Genomic DNA, 21,463 nt, shown 5'->3' on the forward strand with positions numbered 1-21,463 from the left:
ATCAGCGAGAAGAAGATGCGGGAATACAAGCTGTCCAAGGGCGAGACCGAGGGCCACGGCGACGTGTACACCTGCATGGGCTGCCGCAGCTTCCTGACCCCCGACCGTTCCGGCAACGGCTGGAACAACGTGGCCAATGCCAAGAACTACGAACCGGGCAAGCCCAAGTACTACGGCCGTTTCAACCAGGGCGTGGTCACCATCAACCTGGTGGATGTGGCCCTGTCCTCCGGCGGTGACTTTGACAAGTTCTGGAAGATCTTCGATGAGCGTCTGGACCTGTGCCATGAAGCCCTCATGTGCCGTCATAACCGCCTGAAGGGCACCCTGTCCGACGCCGCCCCCATCCTGTGGCAGTACGGCGCTCTGGCCCGCCTGGAAAAGGGCGAGCCCATCGACAAACTGCTCTACGGCGGCTACTCCACCATCAGCCTGGGTTACGCGGGCCTGTACGAATGCTGCAAGTATATGACCGGCAAGAGCCACACCGACCCGGCTGCCAAGCCCTTTGCCCTGCAGGTCATGCAGCACATGAACGATGCCTGCGCCAAGTGGAAGGCCGATTCCAACATCGACTTCAGCCTGTACGGCACCCCGCTGGAATCCACCACCTACAAGTTCGCCAAGTGCCTGCAGAAGCGCTTCGGCATCATTCCGGGCATCACCGACCGCAACTATATCACCAACTCCTACCACGTCCATGTGTCCGAGGAGATCGATGCTTTCACCAAGCTGAAGTTCGAGAGCGATTTCCAGAAGCTCAGCCCCGGCGGCGCCATCAGCTATGTGGAAGTGCCCAACATGCAGGATAACCTGGCCGCGGTCATCCGGGTCATGCAGTTCATCTATGAGAACATCATGTACGCCGAGCTGAACACCAAGAGCGACTACTGCCAGGTCTGCGGTTACGACGGCGAGATCAAGATCGTGGAGGATGACGGCAAGCTGGTGTGGGAGTGCCCCCACTGCCATAACCGTGACCAGAACAAGCTGAACGTGGCCCGCCGTACCTGCGGCTACATCGGCACCCAGTTCTGGAACCAGGGCCGCACCGCCGAGATCAAGGACCGCGTGCTGCACCTGTAAAAGAAAAACCGAGCACCCGTTCCTTTGCACAGCACCCCAAAGGCGGAGACAGCAACATGAAGATGTTCCTGTCTCCGCCTTTTTTATAAAAACATCGCCGCTCCGGAAAGGCGGCGGAAGGCAGGGAGGAATGAACGATGTCATATCAGGATCGGCGCCAGAAAAATGCGGATGTTTTTGCGGACACACAGCGGTGGTACACCGGCGATGAGGCGTTGGGGGATGCGATCCGCCATTCCCAGCGGGGAACGGTGCTGCATGGACCGGAGCCCATCCGGGTCCCGGACCAGGCGCTGTGCCGCTATGAGGAAAAGGCCCGGGTGCTGGTCTCCGCCGACCGCACCCTGCAGGCGGCGGGGAAGTACCCGGGCCGGAAAGTCCTGGTGCTGAACTTTGCTTCCGCCACCACCCCGGGCGGCGGGGTCCTCTGGGGCAGTTCCGCCCAGGAGGAGAGCCTGTGCCGGTGCAGCACGCTGTATCCCTGCCTGAACACCGATACTCTGTGGGAAAACTACTATCTTTTCCACCGCCGCCGGCAGAGTACCCTGTACACGGATGCCTGCATCTATACCCCGGAGGTGCTGTCCATCAAGACGGACACGGCAGACCCCCGGCGGCTGCCCCGGGAGGCGTGGCAGAAGGTGGATGTGCTGACCTGTGCGGCGCCCAACCTGCGGGAAACGGAGCTGGACGGGGCGGTCCTGTATGAACTGCATGTGCAGCGGGGCCGGCAGATCCTTGCAGCGGCGGCTGTCCATGGGGCAGAGGTGGTGATCCTGGGGGCTTTCGGCTGCGGGGCTTTCCGCAACCCGCCCCGGGTGGTGGCCTCGGCATACCGGCAGATCCTGCCCGCTTTTTCCCGGGCCTTTGCCGCGGTGGAATTTGCGGTCTACTGCCCGCCGCATGATGATACCAACTACCGGGTGTTCCGGGAAATTCTGGAATAACAGGCGCCTCCGAAAGTTCCGGGCCGGACCCATGGGGGCCGGTTTTGTCATATCCCGCCGGCAGGACCGTTGCCAACCGGCCGGCCCCATAGTATAATTGGACCAAAGGCGGAACCGTTCCGGGCCCAAAGGGGGCGTCTGTTTGGAAAAGGAACTTGTAGAAATACGGATGTGGTCGGAATACCATTTCCGCCGGTCCTGCCGGGAACTGTTCGGACGGGATACCGGCAGCGATTACTGGAAATGGTGCGTCTGCAGGATGAGCTACGAAGCCATCATGGAGGAAGTGGTCGGGGAATGGGCCGACTACAACACCCCCTTTGATGCGGACCTGTACAGGAGCAAGCTGATCGTGGTGGAGACATACCGGCAGAAATACGCCGACGCAATCCCTCGGGTCATCGACCTGCCGGGGATGCTGGCGGAATACAAGGAGCTGCGGGACTTTCACCGTCGGCCGGACATCCCGGAATGGGTGCAGCTGAAGATGGCGGCATCCCATGGCCGGACCAAGATGATGAACATGACCCCTGTCCGCTGCGGGGATTCGGATGAATTTCTTGCGGAAGTGGACAGAATGGGTACCCGGGCCTATGCCGACCGGATGGAACGGCTGTACCATGCGTGGATGCGCCTTGCCCGGGAGGCGGCGGCAGCACAGGGAGGTAAAAGATGAAACAGTGTGTTGTGGATGTGATCGTGGACATGCAGAACGACTTCGTCACCGGGGCGCTGGGCACCGCTGAGGCCCAGGCCATCACGCCCGGTCTGGCGGCGGAAGCCCGACGGGCGGCCGGGGCGGGGCATGCCCTCTTCTTCACCCTGGATACCCATGAGGCGGATTATCTCTCCACCCGGGAAGGTAAAAAGCTGCCGGTGGAGCACTGCCTGCGGGGCACCGAGGGATGGAACCTGGTGCCGGAGGTGGCTGCCGTTGCCGAAGAGGCGGACCCGGCCTGTCCGGCCAAGGTGCTGGTGGAAAAGCCTACCTTCGGCGCCAGCGAGCTGCCCGCCGCCGTGGGAAAGTTTTTAACCGAAAAGGACGTTTCTGTGGAAAAGTTCCGGGTCTACGGTGTCTGCACCGACATCTGCGTCATCTCCAACGCCATGCTGCTGCGGGCCTTCTTCCCCGAAACGCCCATCGAGATCCTGGCCGGACTGTGCGCCGGTGTCAGCCCCGAATCCCATGCCACAGCCCTGAAAGCCATGGGCGCCTGTCAGTTCGATGTGCTGGACTGACCCTTTCCCCATACATAAGAAAATCCCCGCCGCGGGGTCCTGGGACCTTGCGGCGGGGATTCTTTTGTTGCTGTAAACCGGTTACAGGGCACAGGGGACAAAACCGTCCTTGCCCAGCACCTGCACATGGTCGTAGCCCAGGGCTTTCAGCTGGGCGGCGGCCTCGTCGTAGCCGAAGGTCAGGGCCTTGGCATCATGGGCGTCGGCGGTGATGATGACCTCGCCGCCCAGTTCCTTCCAGGCGCGGAGGATCGCTTCCCCGGGGAAGAAGTCATCCCGGTATCCGCGATACACCGAGGAGGTGTTCACTTCCAGCACGCAGCCGTTGGCGGCAGCCGCCTCCAGGGCGGTGCGGGCCGCGGCCATGTAGCGGGGGCTGTTCTCATCAAAGAACTTGTTGCCCTTGTTGATCTTCTTGATCAGGTCAAAATGCCCCAGAATGGTGGGCTTGTGTTCCGCCACCCGGCGCACATTGTCAAAATACGCTTCCACAACAGCCAGACCGTCACCGTCAAAGTCGTCCTGAATGCAGGCGGCCAGGTCGGCCTCCCGCCAGTCAATCTCGTAATAGCGGCCGGTCTTGGGGCCCTGCACATAGTGGGCGCTGCCGATGAAATAGTCGTAGGCGGTGGGGTCGTCGTCGCTGAACAGGTCCCACTCCAGTCCGCACAGGATATCGAGCTTGCCTGCATACCGCTCCTTGAGCTTGGCCACCTGCGCCTTGTACAGGGCGGTGCGGCTCTGGGTCATGCAGTATTCGATATCACAGGGGGTGTGGCTGTGGCCGGAAAAACCCAGGGTTTTCAACCCGGCGCGCCAGGCGGTGACCGCCAGCTCATCCAGGGTGTTTTTGCCGTCGCACAGTTTGGAATGGACATGTACCGAACTCAGTTTGTATTCGTCAGCCATCTCACTGCATCCTCTCCTGTTTTACTTTATGATCGACCACGTGGCGTTTTTCCAGCTCACGGGTGATGTCTTCCACCGAGATGCCCAGCTCGATCATCAGCACCAGCACATGGTAGGCCAGATCGCTGATCTCGAACACGGTCTCTTCCTTGTCGCGCTTGGAGCCCGCAATGATGACTTCGGTGCTTTCCTCGCCGACCTTTTTCAGGATCTTTTCCAGGCCCTTGTCAAACAGATAGCTGGTGTAGCTGCCTTCCTTGGGATCGGTCTTGCGGCCCTCGATCAGGTGGTACAGCCCTTCCCAGGTGAACTGCTTGAGCTCATCCGAAACATAAACCGGGTTGAAGAAGCAGCTTTCGGCGCCGGTATGGCAGGCAGGGCCACTCTTCACGACCTCCACCACCAGGGCGTCCTTGTCGCAGTCGGCGGTGATGGACACCACCTTCTGCACATTGCCGGAGGTCTCGCCCTTGCGCCAGATCTCCTGACGGCTGCGGGACCAGAAGACGGTCCGGCCTTCCGCAATGGTCAGGGCCAGGGTCTCGGCGTTCATGTAAGCCAGGGTCAGCACTTCTTTGGTGTAGTGATCCTGCACGATGGCGGGGATCAGCCCGTGCTTGTCGAATTTCAGGGTACGGGAAGTTTCGGTATATTCCATGAGAAAAAACTCCTGCTCATTATAGATATGAGATACTTATAGTGTACAGCGGCGGAAGACATTTTGCAAGAGGGGACCGGGAGAAATCAAAGACGCATCTCGATGCCGTTTTGGCGCAGATACTGCTTCAGCTCCCGGATATCCACCTGTTTGGTGTGGAAGATGGAGGCGGCCAGTCCGGCATCCACCGCCGGATGGTTGCGGAAAAGTTCCAGGAAATCTTCCCGGCAGCCCGCGCCGCCGGAAGCGATGATGGGCACGGCGCAGCGCTGGGCCACGGCGTCCAGCAGTTCCAGGTCAAAGCCGTTTTTGACGCCGTCGGTGTCGATGGAGTTGACCACCAGTTCCCCGGCGCCGCTGCGCACCCCCTGTTCCAGCCAGTCCAGGGCGTCGATGCCGGTGTTTTCCCGGCCGCCCTTGGCAAACAGGCGGAAACTTCCGTCCACCCGCTTGATGTCCGCCGAAAGTACCACGCACTGGTTGCCGTAGCGCTGGGCGGCCGCCGAGATGATGGCGGGATTTTTGATGGCGCCGGAGTTGACGCTGACCTTGTCGGCGCCGCATTTCAGCACCCGGTCAAAATCCTCCAGGGTGTTGATGCCGCCGCCCACCGTCAGGGGAATGAAGATCTCCGATGCCACTTTGCGCAGGATGTCGGTAAAGAGGGTGCGGCCCTCCACGCTGGCGGTGATGTCGTAAAACACCAGCTCATCCGCCCCGGCGGTGTTGTAGTACCGGGCCATTTCCACCGGGTCGGCCATGTCCTTCAGACCTTCAAAATTGACCCCCTTCACCACCCGGCCGTTCTTCACGTCCAGGCAGGGGATGATGCGTTTGGTAACCATGAACTCCGCCCCTTTCAGCCTTCATAGCGGCGCACGGCCTCGGCCAGGTCGATGGCGCCGGTGTAGATGGATTTGCCCAGGATGGCCGCATGGCAGCCCATGGCCTGCAGCTCGGCCAGCTCTTCCAGGCGGGCGATGCCGCCGGACGCGGTGATCTCCACCCCGGGAATGGTCAAGAGGTCCCGGTACAGCTGCATATTGGTGCCCTGCATGGTGCCGTCCCGGGAGATATCGGTGACGATCAGGGCCTGCACCCCGGCGTCGGCGCAGCGGCGGCAGAAATCCAGCCCCGGCTCGGGGGTGACTTCCTTCCAGCCGCTCACCGCCACCTGGCCGTTTTTCATGTCCACGCCCACCGCAATTTTATCGCCGTAGGTGCGGGCCATGCGGGCGGTGAAAGCAAAGTCCCGCACCGCGATGGTGCCCAGGATGCAGCGGCCCACCCCGAGGGCCAGATAGTCCTCGATGCGCTGCTGGTCCCGGATACCGCCGCCTACCTCCACAAACAGGTCACCGGCGTCGGTGATGCTGCGGATGGTGGCAAAGTTCACGGCCTGACCGTCCTTGGCGCCGTCCAGGTCCACCACATGCAGATACTTGGCCCCGGCGGCTGCAAAGGCTTTGGCCTGGGAGACGGGGTCGGGATTGTAGACGGTCATCTGGTCGTAATCGCCCTGGTACAGCCGCACGGCCTGACCGCCCCGCAGATCAATGGCAGGAAACAGTTTCATACAGCGCCCTCCTTACAGTTCGGCGAAGGCCCGCAGGATCCGCAGGCCGGTATCGCCGGATTTTTCGGGGTGGAACTGGGTGCCGTACACCAGCCCCGCCCGCACCGCACCGGTCACCGGGATGCTGTACTCGCTGGTGGCCAGGGTGTTGGAGGCGCAGTTCTTGGCGTAGTAGCTGTGCACATAGTAGACGTATTCCCCGTTCTGGATGTACTTGAACAGCGGGTCCTTTTCCCCTGCCGGGGTCAGGTCCAGGGCGTTCCAGCCGATGTGGGGCACCTTCAGGGTGGGGTCTTTCAGGTCGTCGGCCAGGGGACACACCTGCCCGGGCACCAGGCCCAGGCCCTGGTGTTCCCCGTACTCGTAACTTTTCTCAAACAGCAGCTGCATGCCCAGGCAGATGCCCAGCAGCGGGGTGTGTTGGGTCTCCTCCCGCAGGACCGGCACAAGCCCGGTGGCCTGCAGCTTGGCGGCGGCGTCCGCAAAGGCGCCCACACCGGGCAGCAGGATGTGGGTGGCCTGACGCAGGTCCTCGGCCTGGTGGGTCACCCGCACCTCCGCCCCCAGACTCTTCACGCTGGAAGCAAGGCTGAACAGGTTGCCCACCCCGTAATCCACAATGGCGATCATCTTGATTCCCCCTCTTGTTTCGTTTCAGCGCAGGATGTCGTCCAGTTCCTGCAAAAAGCGCGCCATCTGTTCCGGCGTGCCGATGGTGATGCGCAGCCAGCTGTCGATGCGCGGAGCCGAGAAGTACCGGATCAGCACCCCCCGCTCCCGCAAAGCCTCAAAAATCTCCTTCGCCGGTTTTTCGGCGGGCTTGGCAAACAGAAAATTGGTGGCCGAATCCAGCACGGTGAACCCCCGCTTCCGCAAAGCGTCGGTGGTCTCCTGCCGGGTGCGGCAGATCTTGGCCACCGTATCCCGGAAATAGGCCTCATCCCGCATGGCCGCAGCCCCGGCGGCCTGGTTCAGGGAGCTGATGTTGTAGGGGCTGTAGCTGAACTTGATGCGGTTCATGTCCGCGATCAGGGCGGGCTGTGCCGCGCAGAAGCCCAGCCGGGCCCCCGCCAGACTGCGGGACTTGGAGAAGGTGCGCACCACGATCAGGTTGTCGTATTTGGGCACCAGCGGCAGGCAGGAAGCCCCTTCCCCCGCAAAGTCCACATAGGCCTCGTCCACGATCACGATGTGGTCGGGATTGCGGCGGATGACCTCCTCCATCTCCGCCACCGGGGCCAGCAGGCTGGTGGGAGCGTTGGGGTTGGCAATGACAATGGTTTGCCCCAGGTCATAGTAATTGGTCAGGTCCAGGGTGAAATCCTGCCGCACCGGCAGGATGTGGGCCGGGACTTTCATCAGCTGGCAGAGCACCGGATAAAAACTGTAGGTGATGTCCGCAAAGGCCAGGGGCGTCTGCTCATCGCAGAAAGCCCGGATGGCCAGCAGCAGGTTTTCATCGCTGCCGTTGCCGCACAGGATGTGGTCGGCAGGCAGGCCCACCGCCTCCCCGATGGCGGCGCACAGGTCGGCCTCGGTCAGGTCGCAGTACAGCCGCAGTCCGGCCACCGCCCCCGCCACCGCGTCGGCCACGGCAGGGGAGGGGGGATAGGGGTTCTCGTTGGCGTTGAGCTTGACCAGATCGGGCATCTTGCGCTGCTCGCCGGGGGTGTAGGGCTCCAGCGACGCCAGGGTGGGGGTGAAATACCGGCTCATTGTTCCGCCTCCTCATAGCGGATGGTCACGCTCTTGGCGTGGGCGTGCAGGCCCTCCCGCTCCGCAAAATCGGCGATGCGGTCCTTCACGTCTGCCAGGGCATCCCGGGTGTAATAGAGGAAGCTGGATTTCTTGACGAAATCGTCCACGCTCAGGGGGCTGGAGAACCGGGCGGTGCCGGAGGTGGGCAGGGTGTGGTTGGGGCCGGCAAAGTAGTCGCCCAGGGCTTCAGGCACGTTGCGGCCCATGAAGATGCTGCCCGCGTTGCGGATCTGGCCCAGCAGGGCAAAGGGGTCCTCCACGCACAGTTCCAGGTGTTCGGGGGCGATGAGGTTGGCGGCTTCCACCGCCTTGTTCAGGTCATCGGTGACGATGATCTTGCCGTTGGTGTCAATGCTCTCCCGGGCGATGGCGGCGCGGGGCAGCTGGGGGATCTGCACTTCCAGTTCGGCCTGCACCGCTTTGGCCAGCTCCATGCTGTCGGTGACCAGCACGGCGGTGGCCAGCTTGTCGTGTTCCGCCTGACTCAGCAGGTCCGCCGCCACCCACACCGGGTTGCAGCCGCCGTCGGCCAGCACCAGAATCTCCGAAGGTCCGGCGATCATGTCGATGCCCACCTTGCCGAAGACCTTCCGCTTGGCGGTGGCCACATAGATGTTGCCGGGGCCCACGATCTTGTCCACGGCGGGCACGGTCTCGGTGCCGTAGGCCAGGGCGGCCACCGCCTGGGCGCCGCCGGACTTGACGATCTTGTCAATGCCCGCCACCGCCGCCGCGGCCAGAATGTTGGGGTTCACCTTGCCGTCCTTGCCGGCGGGGGTGGTCATGACGATCTCACGCACCCCGGCTACCTTGGCGGGGATCACGTCCATCAGCACGGTGGACGGGTAAGCCGCCGTGCCCCCCGGTACATAGACGCCGGCCTTTTCAATGGGGGTGTATTTCTGCCCCAGCACCACGCCGGGGGTGTCGTTGATGACAAAGTCCTTGTGGACCTGATGCTCGTGGAAGGCCCGGATGTTGGCGGCGGCCATGCGCAGGGTGGTCAGGAAATCCTCCCCCACGGCGGCGAAAGCTTCGTCGATCTCCTCCTTGGTTACAAGCAGGCTGTCCAGGTCGGCACCGTCAAACTTTCTGGCGTAGTCCCGCAGGGCTTGGTCCCCCCGGGCACGCACATCGGCGATGATGCCGTCCACCACGGCTTCCACATCCGCTTCCGCCCGGATGTCCCGGTTCAGGATCTCCTCCGGCCGCACGGCGTCAAAAGAAAGAATACGGATCATACTTTCAGTGCCTCCTTCATTTTGGCCAGCAGCTCGGTCAGCTGGCGATACTTGAACTGGTAGCTGGCGCGGTTGGCGATGAACCGCGCGCTGATGGGCATGAACTCTTCCAGCACGGCCAGATTGTTCTCCCGCAAAGTCGTGCCGGTCTCCACAATGTCCACAATCACGTCGGACAGGCCCAGGATGGGGGCCAGCTCGATGGAGCCGTTAAGCTTGATGATGTCAATGTCCCGGCCCAGGGCTTCGTAATGTTCCCGGGCGATGGAGACGAACTTGGTGGCCACCCGCAAAGCGCGGCTCTCGTCGTCCACAAAGTCCTTGGGTCCGGCCACGCACATCCGGCACTTGCCCATGCCGGTGTCCATGAGCTCGTACACATCGGCGCCGGATTCGGCCAGGATGTCCTTGCCCACAATGCCGATGTCCGCGGCCCCGTGCTCCACATAGATGGCCACGTCGCTGGGCTTGACCAGGAAGTACCGCACTTTGGCTTCGGGGTTCTCCACCACCAGCTTGCGGGTCTCGTTGTAATCCTCGGCGCAGCCATACCCGGCCTTGGCCAGCAGGCCGTAGGCCTTGTCGCCCAGGCGGCCCTTGGGCAGGGCGATGTTCAGCCAGGTGTCCGGCTCGGCCCCGGCGCTGGGAGCCAGCCGTTCCAGCTCGTCCAGATACAGGGCGAAGCCCAGGGCGCAGGCGCCGGGGGTGAACCGTCGGGCCAGCAGGTCGTACCGGCCGCCCTTCAGCACCGCCCGGGCAGCCCCGGCGGCGTAGCCGGTGAACACCAGCCCGTTGTAATATTCCATATCTCCGGCCAGACTCAGGTCCAGCCGCACGGTGGCGGCGTCGGTGCCCAGGTCCTTGTACAGGGCTTCCAGTTCGTCCAGGGCGTCGGACTGGGCCTGACAGCGGCAGCGGGTCCGTGCCTGGGCCAGGGCGGTATCAAAGGGACCGTGCAGGCTCAGCAGACCGCACAGGGCGTCGGCGCCCTCCTCGTCCAGTCCGGCGGAAAGGGCGGCCTGCCGCAGCTCGTGGGCGTTTTTGTCCCGCAGAAGTTCCAGCAGCCGGGGCCGTGCGGCGGCATCCACCCCCAGGGCATCCAGCAGGCCGGTGAGATAGCCCATGTGGCTCACTTCCAGGAAGGTCCGGGTGCCCAGGCTGGCCAGACTGTCCACAGCCAGCCGCACCACCTCCGCCTGCCGGTCGGCGTCCACCGCACCGATGCATTCCAGCCCCATCTGGCTGATCTCCGCAAAGGTGTGGCTTTCCCGGCTGGGACGGCAGACCTGCTCGGTGTAGTAGTAGCGCTTGCACTCGCCGGGGGCGGGCTGGGCGTTCTTGGCAATGGAGAGGGTCACATCCGGCCGGATGGCCCGCAGCTTGCCGTCCAGGTCGGTGAAGGTGATGACCTGGGCGTCGGACAGAAATTTCTGATTCTGCTGGTAGAGGGAATACTCCTCAAACCGGGCGCAGCGGAATTTGCGGTATCCGGCCTGTTCATACAGCGCCCGCAGCTGCAGGGTGCAGCGCTCGGCCGGGGAAAAACGAGTCAAATCCAGTTCCATACAACGATACCTCACATACCCATGCAAAACATGGTCTTATTATACTTTAGCGGACTAAAGATGTAAAGAGCGGCCCTCCATGAAAGAAGAAAACAAAAAGCAGGCGCAGATTCCCCGTCTGGTATACAAACGGAAAAGTGCGCCTGCTGAAAGGTTCGCAGCTGTTGGTTCAGCCCTGGCAGCCCATCTCGTCCCAGTCGGCAAAATCCTCGGCCTTGGCAATGGCGGTGGGGTCGAGTTTGCCGTCCACGGTGGGAACGGGGTCGGTGTGGTCCTGCACGGGGTTGGGGTTGGGCGAGCTGTTGTCCGGCACCGGGATATACACCTCGGCGCTTGCGCTGGCCGGGGGTTCCGCGGTTTCAGGCGCGTCGGTTTCGGGCTCGGCGGCATCGTCATCAAATGCCTCCGGGCCCAAAATATGTTCGTGCTCGCTGTTTTCGGAATACCGCTGGGCCAGCAGGGTGGCTGCGCAGCCCAGGGCCGCACCGGCCAGAACCGGCAGCAGATGACGGAAGAATGCCATACGATTGTCCCTCTTTCCCTACATCCGGCCCCAAGCGGCCGGGAATTTGTGGATAGTATACCACCATTTAATCCGGAATACAAGTTTTTTTATGCCGCAAAAGGCGGTATCAGGCCTTGGGGGGCGGTGCGGGCAGCCGCAGCTGTGCGCAGGCGCCGGCGGAGGTGTTGGTCAGCAGCAGTTCTCCTCCATGGGCGGCGGCCACCCGGCGGGCCATGTACAGCCCCAGTCCCTGGTGGGCGTCGTGGCGGGCGGCGTCGCCGGTGTACAGAAGATGTCCCGCCTTGCGCAGGGCCTGGGGGGAAAAGCCGGGGCCGGTGTCTTGCACGGTCAGTATCACGACCCCCGGTTCCCGCCCCGCCGTCAGGGTAATGGTGCCCCCGGCGGGGGTAAAGCGGGCGGCGTTGTCCAGCAGGTTGTCCACCGCCCGGGCCAGCCGGTGGGGCTGGATCTCCAGCACGGCCCCGGCGGGCAAGCCGTTCACCAGCCGGAAATGCAGCCCTGCCGCCGTGCACAGCGCCCGACCGGTCTCCTTCCGTCGGGCCAGGAACTCTGCCGCCTCCACCCGCTGCCGGGGTTCGTCCGCGGCGGCGCCCGGGGCCGCCACCGCCCGCAGGTCGGCCAGACAGCGGGCAGCGGTCTCGCAGCTCTGCTGCACCGCCGCCACACTGTCCGCCGCCCGGGGCGGCAGGTCCTCCTCCGCCAGCAGGTCGGCGTGGCCCGCAATGACGGTCAGGGGCGTTTTCAGGTCGTGGCTCAAAGCGGCGATCTGCTCTGACCGCTCCTGTTCGGATTCCCACTGTTCCCGCAGGCTCTGGGCCAGATGCGCCCGCAGCTGCTGCATGGTGTCCAGGGCCTGGTCCAGCTCCCGGATGCGGGTTTGCCCGAAAGCCTCTTCCGAAAGGTCCCCCGCCGCCAGTCTGGCACAGGCGGCCTGCAGGCGGGCAGTCCCGGCAGACAGCCGGCGGGCGGTGCGGCGGGTGGTCCCCCAGATCAGCAGCCCGGTCAGCACCGCCAGCAAAAGCAGGTAGCAGGTCTGGAAATCCGGCAGTTTCTGCCGCAGATTCGGGTCGGCGTAGGGAACGGTATAATCGTATTGCAGCAGGCACACCGACCCGTCCGCCAGAGTCGCCGGCAGATGATATTGGGTGTAGCCAAGATTGCCGGACCCGCCCATCCAGGCGTTCAGCGCCTTGTCCAGCTGCCAGCCGTTCATGTTGGTGGCCAGCACCGCCGGAGAGCCCGGAGCGGGGAAGAGGGCATACCGGCACAGCGGGTCCAGCCGGGAGGGATCAAAGGTATCGGCGGTCATGGCAGGCAGAACCTCATCCGCAGCCCGACGGCTGGCCTCGGCGGCGGAGGAGGCGGGCAGGATGAATCCTGCATTGAGCAGGATGCCGAAAACCAGCCACCAGACAAAGAACAGCCCCCCGCACAGGGCGGCGGTGGACAGCAGATAGCGCAGCAGCAGCCCCCGCAGGCTGCGCGCGGTTTTTGTGTGTTTCATAGCGCCTCTTTCCACCGGTAGCCGATGCCCCACACCGTCTCGATGGGGTCCGTGCCGGGGAGGGCGGCCCGGATCTTGGCCCGGATGTTCTTGATGTGCTCGGTGACGGCCCGCTCATCGGCGGTGCCGTCGTACCCGAACACCGCTTCATAGAGCTGTTCCTTGGAGAAGGTACGCCCCGGGTGGAGGGCCAGCTGTTCACACAGGGCGTATTCCGCCCGGGTCAGATGCAGGGCCTTTTGTCCCGCATACAGCACCCGGGCAGCCATGTCCAGGGCAAAGGGGCCCCGCAGCAGACGGTCGCCGGGATGGGGGTCCCGCTGCTGGCGGCGCAGATGGGCGTTCACCCGGGCCCGCAGTTCCGCCACCCGGAAGGGTTTGCGCAGGTAATCGTCCCCGCCGGCGGCCAGACCCTTGAGCACATCCTCCTCCCCGTCCTTGGCGGTGAGAAACAGGATGGGTGCCCCGGTCAGATCCCGGATGCGGCGGCAGAGCGCCACCCCGTCCTCCCCGGGCATCATCACATCCAGCAGAAGGCAGTCCGCCCACCGGCAGAGCGCAGGGGTCACCTGGTCTCCCGCGGTGCACAGACGTACCCGGTGCCCGTCCCGCTCCAGAGCGGTCTGCAGCAGGGCGCCGATGGCCCGGTCGTCGTCCACAGCCAGTATGTTTGCCATCACGCCGCCCCCGTCCACACGCACACCGCCCAGGACGCCGCATACAGCAGATACACATGGGCGGGATAGAACCAGTAGAACAGGGCTTTGTGTCCGGCGCCCCGGCGGCCGTTGTACAGCGCCATGGGGATCACTGCCGCCACACCGTACCATTCATAGTAGGTGGTGAACATCTGGGAGAAGGCGAACCCGTCCTGTCCCCGCACCGCCAGCCAGACGGCAAAGAAGTCCATGCCGATGGTCCACACCGCCCAGGCGGCCAGCTGCAGGGGGCGCTTGTCCCGGAAGAGGTACAGAATCACGCCGCCGATGAGGTACAGCGGTCCGCCGTCGGTGATGCACACCCAGGCAGGCAGTACCGTGCTGCCCAGCAGCACCATCGTCGTGGCCATCCCCGGCTGGGCGGCCAGCAGTACCACCGCAAAGCCCCAGACCACCGGGCCCAGAACGGCCAGCAGCCCCCGGGCGATCCGTCCCTGCCGTAACCAGTCGATGCCCTGCCAGAGGATGCAGAGGATGACGAAGTTCAGAAAGATGCCGTTGAGGGGATAGAAGCCGTCGGGGCGGCGGAACAATCCCACATACAGCATCAGGAAGGTCAAAAGCCCCATCCCGGCGCCGATGGCCCAGATGCGGAAAAAGTAGCGCTTGCGGTCGTGGGTGTGGGCGAAGCCTTCCACCGCACAGAAGAGGAACAACGGCGCGGACAGCCGCCCCAGCATGGAGAACCATTCCGGGATCAGGCCGGTGAACTGGAAAAAGTAGTGGATGTGGTCCAGCACCATCAATGCCAGGGCGATGGTCTTGAGAACGGTGCCGTCCAGACCCGGTTTTTTTGTTGTCAGCATGGGCAAGAAACCTCTCTTTTCTTCATAATACCAATATGCTAACAGCCGATTGTGTAGAAAGTATCAGGAAAACCCTATAAAAACAGCCCCCGGGGATTCCGGGGGCCGGCGGGGCAAAAGTCTCAGCGCACCTGCTGCACGGTGTAGGTGAAGCCGTACTCTTCCTGCAGGGCCTTGACGGCGGGTTCGCAGTCCTCAATGAAGGTGGGGGCATACACGCTCTGGCCGTTGTGGGCCTTCTTGTAGTCTTCCACGATCTGGGTCAGCTTGGCCCAGCCCTCATCGGCCTTGGCCTGGTCCATATCCTTCGGGAAGTCGATGATGAATTCGCGATGGGTGGGGATACGAGCTTTCATAGTGATACACTCCTGTTATTTGTTTATGATAATATACGTTCTGTATATTATTGATGGGTCATTCCACGCCGAAAACCCGGCGTGCGTTGGCGGCGCAGGTGTCCAGCACCGCCTGGGCGTCCATTTCCCACAGTCCGGCGATATACCCGGCCACATGGAGGATGTTGCGGCTGTCGTTGCGGCGGCCGCGCACCGGTTCCGGCGCCATGTAGGGGCAGTCGGTCTCCAGCACGGCACAGTCGTGGGGGATGGCGGCCAGCACTCTGGCGGCCCGCTTGGCTCCCTTGTAGGTCACCGCACCCCCAAAGCCCAGGCACAGGCCCTGGGCGGTGAGCCAGACGGCGTCCTCGGCACTGCCGCTGTAACAGTGCAGCACCCCTTTGGGCTTGTACCGGCGCAGCAGTTCGTACATCTCGCCGTGGGCCTCCCGGTCATGGATGGACACCGGCAGGTCCAGCTCGGCAGCCAGCTGCAGCTGGGCTTCAAAGAGATCGTACTGTTCCCGGGCGGGCAGGGGCCAGTGATGGTCCAGCCCGATCTCGCCCACCGCTGCCACCGCCTTGTCCTCAAACAGGGGGCGCATGGCCTTCAGTTCCGCTCGCCAGTCGCCGCCGTAGACGGCCACGGTGGGGGCGTCCTCCTCCCCCAGACTTTCGGGGTGGATGCCCAGGGCGGCGTGGATGTAGGGGTAGGTGTGGGCCAGTTCCAGCACCCGGGGCGCATCCCCGGAGTGGGTGGCGCATTCCAGCACCCCTACCACCCCGCCTTCCGGCAGGGCCTTGCCCAGGAGTTCATCCCGGTCGGCGTCAAACTGCCGGGAGGAATAGTGGGCATGGGTATCAAAGATGTTGGTCATAGGGAACCTCCGTCCTTCAGGCGGCCTTGCGGGGCTTGTTGACAAGGAAGATGCCGCCGCACACCAGCACCAGAGCGGCCACATACTGCCACTCGAACAGGGGCTCGGCATTGAGCACCGCCGAAAGCAGGGTGGTGACCACCGGGATCAGCAGTCCGAACACCGCAATACGGCTGACCGGGTTGTTCTTCATGAGCAGCGCCCACAGCACATACCCGGCACCGGACACAAAGGCCAGATACAGCAGCACCGGCACGGCGGCGGGGCTCTGGGGGGCCAGGTGGCCGCCCATGGCAAACCCGATCACCGCCAGGGCCAGTCCGCCCGCACCCAGATTCAGGCAGCAGACGGCAAAGCTGTCGGCCTTCTGGGTGACGGATTTGTTCCAGGGACCGGCAATGGCAAACACCGCCGAAGCAATGAGCATGGCGGTCACGCCCCAGGCGCTGCCGCCGCCGTGGTTGCCCAGGGTGGCCACCAGAACCCCGCCGAAGCCCAGCACACAGCCCAGGGCCTTGCGGCCGGTCATGCGGTCCGCCGCCCCGTACAGAAAATGGGCCAGGATCACGCCCATGAAACTCTGGGTGCTGTTCAGGATGCTGCCGAAAGATCCGGTGAGCTGGGCCACCGCCGAGTAGTAGAAGAAATACTGGGCGGCGGTCTGCCACAGTCCCAAAGCGCAGCATTCCCCCAGCACCTTGCCCCGTGGCAGGGGAAGGGGACGGCGCTCCAGCAGGGAGCCGCACACATACACCAGCAGGCTTCCCAGCATGAACCGGATGCCGGCAAAACACAGAATGGAGGGAGTGTCGGCGGATTCGATCACAAACAGACGGTAGCCCAGCTTGATGAAGGGAAACGCTGACCCCCACAGAATGTTGCAGAGGATGGCCAGGACCACCGCTGCGGTAGGAAGAGAGAAGAGCGCGTCCAGGCGCGACTTCTGCACGGAATTTGTCTCCAAAACGATACCTTTCTAGTAATGGGGAAATGATGCCCGCAAGGGCCCGCACACAAAAAGCGGCGCCGCAACCGCAGGGAAACGGCACCGCCGGTGTACAGAATCAGTGGATGCGGGTACCCACGGGCACGTCGTCGCCGTAGAAAGCGATGGCGCAGCCGCCGTCGGCGGTGTCGGCCGCCATGATCATACCCTCACTGACATACTTGCCCTTCATCATGGGGCGGGGAGCCAGGTTGGCCACGATGGGCACACGCTTGCCCACCAGGTCCTCCGGCTTGTACCACTTGGCGATGCCGGACAGGATGCAGCGCTCCTTCTCGCCGTCGAAGACGGTCAGGTGCAGCAGCTTCTTGCTCTCCTTCATGGCCTCGCAGGCGCGGACTTCCGCCACCCGCATCTCCACCTTGCAGAAGGTATCGAAGTCGATCTCTTCCTCATGGTCGGTGATCTCGGCCACAGCCTCCGCCTTGGGGGCTTCGGTCTTGGCGGCCTCGGCGGCAGCCTTGGCCTCGGCAGCGGCCTTGCGCTTGGCATCCTCCGCTTCCAGATAGGCGATCTCCGCCTTCACGTCGATGCGGGGGAACAGGGCCTCGCCCTTGTGCACGGTGTAGGAGCTGCGCAGGCTGCCCATGGTCTCCTCCCGCAGCAGGGCGTTCAGCTCGTCGGCGCTCACGCCCAGCTGTTCGGCCATCTTGGGGGCGGTGTTGGGCAGGTAGGGCTGCAGCAGAGCGGCAATCAGCTCCAGGGCGCTGCACAGGTTGAACAGCACTGCGTTCAGCCGGGGCTTGTCCGCCTCGTTCTTGGCCAGCACCCAGGGAGCGGTCTCGTCGATATACTTGTTGGCCCGCTGCACCAGCTCAAAGATGTGGATCAGGGAGGTGGGCACGTCCAGGGCTTCCATGGAAGCATCCACCTTGCCGGGGAGCTCCCGCATGATGGAAGCCAGGGCCTCGTCCAGCGGGGCGTTGGTCACGGTGCCGCCGAAGTACTTTTCGCACATGGCCACGGTGCGGGACAGCAGGTTGCCCAGGTCGTTGGCCAGGTCGGTGTTGATGCGGTTGATGAGGGCTTCGTTGGTGAAGGAACCGTCATTGCCGAAGGGCACTTCCCGCAGCAGGAAGTAGCGCACGGCGTCCACGCCGTAGCGGTCGCAGAGCTTGACCGGGTCAACCACATTGCCCTTGCTCTTGCTCATCTTGCCGCCGCCCAGCAGCAGCCAGCCGTGGCCAAAGACCTTCTTGGGCAGGGGCAGATCCAGGGCCATCAGCATGGCCGGCCAGATGATGGTGTGGAAACGCAGGATCTCCTTGCCCACCATGTGCACGTCCGCGGGCCAGTACTTGTCGTAGTCATGGTAGGTATCGTTGCCGTAACCCAGGGCGGTGATATAGTTGGAGAGGGCGTCGATCCAGACGTAGATGGTGTGTTTGGGGTCAAAGGGAACGGGAATGCCCCAGGACACGCTGGTGCGGGACACGCAGGTGTCCTGCAGGCCCTGCTTGATGAAGGCAATCATCTCGTTGCGGCGGGTGGCGGGCTGGATGAAGTCGGGGTGATCTTCATACCACTGCAGGATGCGGTCGGCATACTTGCTGGTCTTGAAGAAGTAGGCTTCCTCCTCGGCCTCATAGACGGGGCCGCCGCAGTCGGGGCAGCAGCCGTCCTTCAGCTGGGCTTCGGTCCAGAAGCTCTCGCAGGGCTTGCAGTACATGCCCTTGTAGGTGCTCTTGTAGATGTCGCCCTTGTCGTGCAGGGCGGTGAAGATCTTCTGCACGCTCTGGACGTGGTAGTCATCGGTGGTGCGGATGAACCGGTCGTAGCTGACATCCATGGTCTTCCACAGATCCTTGACGGTGGCCACGATCTCGTCCACGTAGGCCTTGGGGGTCACGCCCTTGGCGGCGGCCTTGTCCTGGATCTTCTGGCCGTGTTCGTCGGTGCCGGTCAGGAACATAACATCGTAGCCCTTGGCGCGCTTGTAGCGGGCCAGAGCGTCACAGGCCACGGTGGTGTAGCTGTGGCCGATGTGCAGCTTGTCGCTGGGGTAGTAGATGGGGGTGGTGATGTAAAATTTCTTGTTTTCCATGGGGAAAAACATCCCTTTCCTTCAAAATAGTTCCATATACAAGTTTGATTTGTCTGTATTCAGCGACCCGGCGGTCACATTCGGAACCCGGGCTGGCGGCATCGGGGACTGGTTTTCATGGTGTGCCTCCCGTCTCGTCAAATCCGATGGGCTGCACGCCGCAGGCCAGCAGGGCGTGGCGGCAGAGCACCTCGGTGCTGTCGATGAAAAAGGCGCCCAGGCCTTCGTCCCGCTTGACCAGACTCAGCTCGGTGCAGCCCAGCACGGCGCGGTCGCACCCCTGGGCTTTCAGGTCCTCCACGGCGGCGTTGAACACGGCCATGTCGGCCCGACGGCCTTTTTTGATCTGGTCGTAGATCACCGACATCACCCCGGCCTGGTGGACGGGGGAGGGCACGGCCCAGGGCAGGTCCGCCTGCTGGCACATGATCTGGTAGGTCTCGGCCAGCAGGGTGCCGTCGGTGGCCAGGATGCCCAGTTTCTTACAGCCGCCCGCCTTGGCTTCGGCCACGGTCAGCCGGGGCATGTTCAGCACCGGCACCGGCAAAGCGGCGGCCAGACGGTCGTAAAAGTAATGGGCCGTATTGCAGGGGATGGCCAGCACGGTGGCGCCATAGGCCACCAGGCTTTCCCCGTCCTGCTCCATCACGGTGAAGGGGTCTTCCTTGCTTTTGCCCAGGATGAAGGCGGTGCGGTCCGGGGTGGAGGCCCGGGAGGACAGCACCAGGTCGATGTGGTCCTGATCCCGCACGGCGGGGGTATGGTCAATGAGCATCTGGTACAGATAGCAGCTGGCCGCAGGGCCCAGCCCGCCCAGAATGCCCAGCACCGGACGTTTCGGCTTGTTTTGTTCCATACACACCCCTCCCATTTTAAGCAGTACATTTCTATTATATCGTCCGGCGCGCCATTATGCAACCGTGCAGACCAAAAAGAACCCTGCACAGCGGATAAAAGCCGCTGTGCAGGGGTTACAGAAGGGCGGGAAAGTACCCGGCGGGAGCGGGGACGGACAGGAAGGGGCGCCCACACAGACAAAAGCCCCGGCGCACCGTTGTACTGGTGCGCCGGGGCGGTACTACTTGATTGGAGTCATAGCCTCATACCCTGTATTCGTTGTATGCGGATCAGAATTTCCAGAACTTGTGATGGTGAGATCCGCTCCGTTGCGAAAGTGGTTTCAGTGATCCGATCGATCGGATTTTTCAGGGTCTGCCATTGGATCTTGGGATTGTGCTTAAAAGAGGTGTGGAGTGTTATCCCGGGATCTGCGTAAGCAGTTCAATCAGATTTGCCTTCCTAACTAGAGGTTGGCCGGCCATTCAAGTTTGTTTCGGTTTCCATCTGTCGATGCTATGTCGGCGCCTCATACGGGGAAGCCTTCCACAACATCCTTATGGGTTACGATCCAATTTTGTCTGGGTTGATCTCCTGCGGTCTGTACGCAAAACCTTTTGCGTGGGATTTCCTTTTCAAAGCTTGCCTAAGAACGGTCTGAACAGATTTTACTGATCACTGAGATTGCGGGTAAGGGTTTACTGCCAGAGGATGCATCCCTCTTTATCAGTTGTACATTGGCGTTATCTCCCAATTTGGTTAGATGAACGAAGATCGAAACTTATAAGGTTGAATCTTTCGACCCGAACCTTTTCAATCTTTTGAATTCTGATTGCTTTCAGCCGGTATTTTCTTCCCGCTTACCTGAATCTGCTTCCTTAGTGCTTCTCTTTCTTTTTTAAGGAAAGATTTTTCTCGGAAAGACCTGTCAGGATTTTTCTTTGCTCAAAACTTTCAGGCTTACGGGCCTTCCGGTTTTTCTGCTGTTATGGTATTCCTTACGGAATCCTTTTATTTCGGGAATCATCGGCTACGAGGTCAGTCTTTACGTTCCTTTCATCTAATCTATCTGAAACGCTTGGGGTCCTGACTTTGACGGGCCCTGGGACTGCTGATCTCTATTATACGAACCGATCATCGGTGTTTATATTTCTTTTACAGGTAATGACCTGCGGCTGTCAATGTGGTTCGTTTTTCTTCAGCAGGCCCAGGCCCGCCGGTGATGAATGGGATCTTTAAAGTTTGCCATGGGGCTGAGCCTCCTTTCTTACGAATCCCGCCGGCCTAGCCTTTGCACGTCTTTCAAGTTCTCCGATGGCTCTTCGGCTTTCCCTTTACGGAGTCCCTGCAGTGTTCTCTTTGAAGCTGCTCTCCCGTTTATCGAAACCTTTTGGTCCCGAACCGGGTGTTCATACTTTAGAGAAATCTTCTGCAAGCTGTCGAAAGAGTATCCGTGCCTTTTTCGGTTCCTTTTGAAAGTGGCTTACTTGGAACTTTCTGTGGTTCCTTATCTCCGGCTGTTTTCTTTCTGTGACTATACTATAGCACAGGGGTGCAGCTCCGTCCATTCGCAGAAGCGCCAAAGGTAAAATGGAATATTTGTTCATGTTATGGATGGAAATTGCATTGACAGATGTGGTATAATAAATATGTTCGGTGTACCTAAAAACGGGATGCAGCCTTTTGCAAGAAGGCTGCATCCCGTTTTTTATTTCAGGACAGAGCTGCCAAAACCGCGCTGTTGCGCAGAATCCCCCAAAGGAGCAGGGCGCCGATGTAGCCGGCGGCCAGAATCTGCCAGGGGCGGCCCGGGCGGGTTTCCGCCCACCA

At 62.1% G+C, this 21,463-nt stretch carries 21 protein-coding genes; 4 read left to right on the top strand and 17 right to left on the bottom strand.

Annotated features, from left to right (window positions below; all coding sequences use genetic code 11):
- The 4 genes from nrdD to Q0K17_RS05185 all read left to right on the top strand — a co-directional run.
- A partial coding sequence (nrdD, locus tag Q0K17_RS05170) for an anaerobic ribonucleoside-triphosphate reductase (RefSeq protein ID WP_294540656.1) occupies window positions 1-1,086 on the top strand: 1,086 nt, incomplete at its 5' end.
- Window positions 1,087-1,223: 137 nt separating this feature from the next.
- On the top strand, window positions 1,224-2,033 hold the full coding sequence (locus tag Q0K17_RS05175) for a TIGR02452 family protein (protein WP_294540657.1): 810 nt from the start codon (window positions 1,224-1,226) through the stop codon (window positions 2,031-2,033).
- 142 nt (window positions 2,034-2,175) lie between these two features.
- Window positions 2,176-2,709 (top strand): hypothetical protein, encoded by a 534-nt coding sequence (locus Q0K17_RS05180; RefSeq protein ID WP_294540659.1) that lies wholly within the window; start codon window positions 2,176-2,178, stop codon window positions 2,707-2,709.
- The gene (locus Q0K17_RS05185) at window positions 2,706-3,272 is read left to right on the top strand and encodes an isochorismatase family protein (RefSeq protein WP_294540662.1); all 567 of its coding nucleotides are present in this window, start codon (window positions 2,706-2,708) and stop codon (window positions 3,270-3,272) included. The genes Q0K17_RS05180 and Q0K17_RS05185 overlap by 4 nt, the downstream gene beginning before the upstream one ends.
- A gap of 81 nt (window positions 3,273-3,353) precedes the next feature.
- On the opposite strand, the gene Q0K17_RS05190 is transcribed toward Q0K17_RS05185, so the two are convergent.
- From Q0K17_RS05190 to Q0K17_RS05270, 17 genes are all read right to left on the bottom strand, one after another.
- The gene (locus tag Q0K17_RS05190; protein WP_294540664.1) at window positions 3,354-4,181 is read right to left on the bottom strand and encodes a histidinol-phosphatase HisJ family protein; all 828 of its coding nucleotides are present in this window, start codon (window positions 4,179-4,181) and stop codon (window positions 3,354-3,356) included.
- A 1-nt stretch (window position 4,182) separates the two neighbouring features.
- Window positions 4,183-4,839, bottom strand: a complete 657-nt coding sequence (gene hisIE, locus Q0K17_RS05195; protein WP_294540666.1) for a bifunctional phosphoribosyl-AMP cyclohydrolase/phosphoribosyl-ATP diphosphatase HisIE — start codon at window positions 4,837-4,839, stop codon at window positions 4,183-4,185.
- Between the two features lie 86 nt (window positions 4,840-4,925).
- Window positions 4,926-5,684: an imidazole glycerol phosphate synthase subunit HisF gene (hisF, locus tag Q0K17_RS05200; protein WP_294540668.1), complete on the bottom strand. Its 759-nt coding sequence runs from the start codon at window positions 5,682-5,684 to the stop codon at window positions 4,926-4,928.
- 14 nt (window positions 5,685-5,698) lie between these two features.
- Window positions 5,699-6,415: a 1-(5-phosphoribosyl)-5-[(5-phosphoribosylamino)methylideneamino]imidazole-4-carboxamide isomerase gene (gene hisA / locus Q0K17_RS05205; protein ID WP_294540670.1), complete on the bottom strand. Its 717-nt coding sequence runs from the start codon at window positions 6,413-6,415 to the stop codon at window positions 5,699-5,701.
- A gap of 12 nt (window positions 6,416-6,427) precedes the next feature.
- A complete protein-coding gene (gene hisH, locus Q0K17_RS05210) occupies window positions 6,428-7,045 on the bottom strand; it encodes an imidazole glycerol phosphate synthase subunit HisH (RefSeq protein ID WP_294540673.1) in 618 nt (205 codons plus the stop codon).
- Window positions 7,046-7,069: 24 nt separating this feature from the next.
- Window positions 7,070-8,131, bottom strand: coding sequence for a histidinol-phosphate transaminase (gene hisC / locus Q0K17_RS05215; RefSeq protein ID WP_294540675.1), 1,062 nt, complete (start codon window positions 8,129-8,131; stop codon window positions 7,070-7,072).
- Complete coding sequence (hisD, locus tag Q0K17_RS05220) at window positions 8,128-9,414, bottom strand: histidinol dehydrogenase (protein WP_294540677.1); 1,287 nt, start codon at window positions 9,412-9,414, stop codon at window positions 8,128-8,130. The genes hisC and hisD overlap by 4 nt, the downstream gene beginning before the upstream one ends.
- On the bottom strand, window positions 9,411-10,979 hold the full coding sequence (gene hisG, locus Q0K17_RS05225) for an ATP phosphoribosyltransferase (protein ID WP_294540679.1): 1,569 nt from the start codon (window positions 10,977-10,979) through the stop codon (window positions 9,411-9,413). Before hisG ends, hisD begins: the two co-directional genes overlap by 4 nt.
- A 169-nt stretch (window positions 10,980-11,148) precedes the next feature.
- Complete coding sequence (locus tag Q0K17_RS05230) at window positions 11,149-11,502, bottom strand: hypothetical protein (RefSeq protein WP_294540681.1); 354 nt, start codon at window positions 11,500-11,502, stop codon at window positions 11,149-11,151.
- 109 nt (window positions 11,503-11,611) lie between these two features.
- On the bottom strand, window positions 11,612-13,009 hold the full coding sequence (locus Q0K17_RS05235) for a HAMP domain-containing sensor histidine kinase (RefSeq protein ID WP_294540683.1): 1,398 nt from the start codon (window positions 13,007-13,009) through the stop codon (window positions 11,612-11,614).
- Entirely contained in the window at window positions 13,006-13,686 is a 681-nt protein-coding gene (locus Q0K17_RS05240; RefSeq protein WP_294540685.1) for a response regulator transcription factor, read from the bottom strand. The genes Q0K17_RS05235 and Q0K17_RS05240 overlap by 4 nt, the downstream gene beginning before the upstream one ends.
- The gene (locus Q0K17_RS05245; RefSeq protein ID WP_294540687.1) at window positions 13,686-14,534 is read right to left on the bottom strand and encodes a TraX family protein; all 849 of its coding nucleotides are present in this window, start codon (window positions 14,532-14,534) and stop codon (window positions 13,686-13,688) included. The genes Q0K17_RS05240 and Q0K17_RS05245 overlap by 1 nt, the downstream gene beginning before the upstream one ends.
- Window positions 14,535-14,656: 122 nt before the next feature.
- A complete protein-coding gene (locus Q0K17_RS05250; RefSeq protein WP_294540688.1) occupies window positions 14,657-14,890 on the bottom strand; it encodes a methylenetetrahydrofolate dehydrogenase in 234 nt (77 codons plus the stop codon).
- A 58-nt stretch (window positions 14,891-14,948) separates the two neighbouring features.
- Window positions 14,949-15,746, bottom strand: coding sequence for a TatD family hydrolase (locus Q0K17_RS05255; protein ID WP_294540690.1), 798 nt, complete (start codon window positions 15,744-15,746; stop codon window positions 14,949-14,951).
- 16 nt (window positions 15,747-15,762) lie between these two features.
- Window positions 15,763-16,695: a DMT family transporter gene (locus Q0K17_RS05260; protein WP_294540692.1), complete on the bottom strand. Its 933-nt coding sequence runs from the start codon at window positions 16,693-16,695 to the stop codon at window positions 15,763-15,765.
- A 115-nt stretch (window positions 16,696-16,810) separates the two neighbouring features.
- Window positions 16,811-18,796, bottom strand: coding sequence for a methionine--tRNA ligase (gene metG, locus Q0K17_RS05265; RefSeq protein WP_294540694.1), 1,986 nt, complete (start codon window positions 18,794-18,796; stop codon window positions 16,811-16,813).
- 115 nt (window positions 18,797-18,911) lie between these two features.
- On the bottom strand, window positions 18,912-19,652 hold the full coding sequence (locus tag Q0K17_RS05270; protein WP_294540696.1) for an amino acid racemase: 741 nt from the start codon (window positions 19,650-19,652) through the stop codon (window positions 18,912-18,914).
- Window positions 19,653-21,463 lie beyond the last annotated feature (1,811 nt).

This window comes from uncultured Gemmiger sp., from assembly GCA_944388105.1.
Lineage (GTDB): Bacteria > Bacillota > Clostridia > Oscillospirales > Ruminococcaceae > Gemmiger.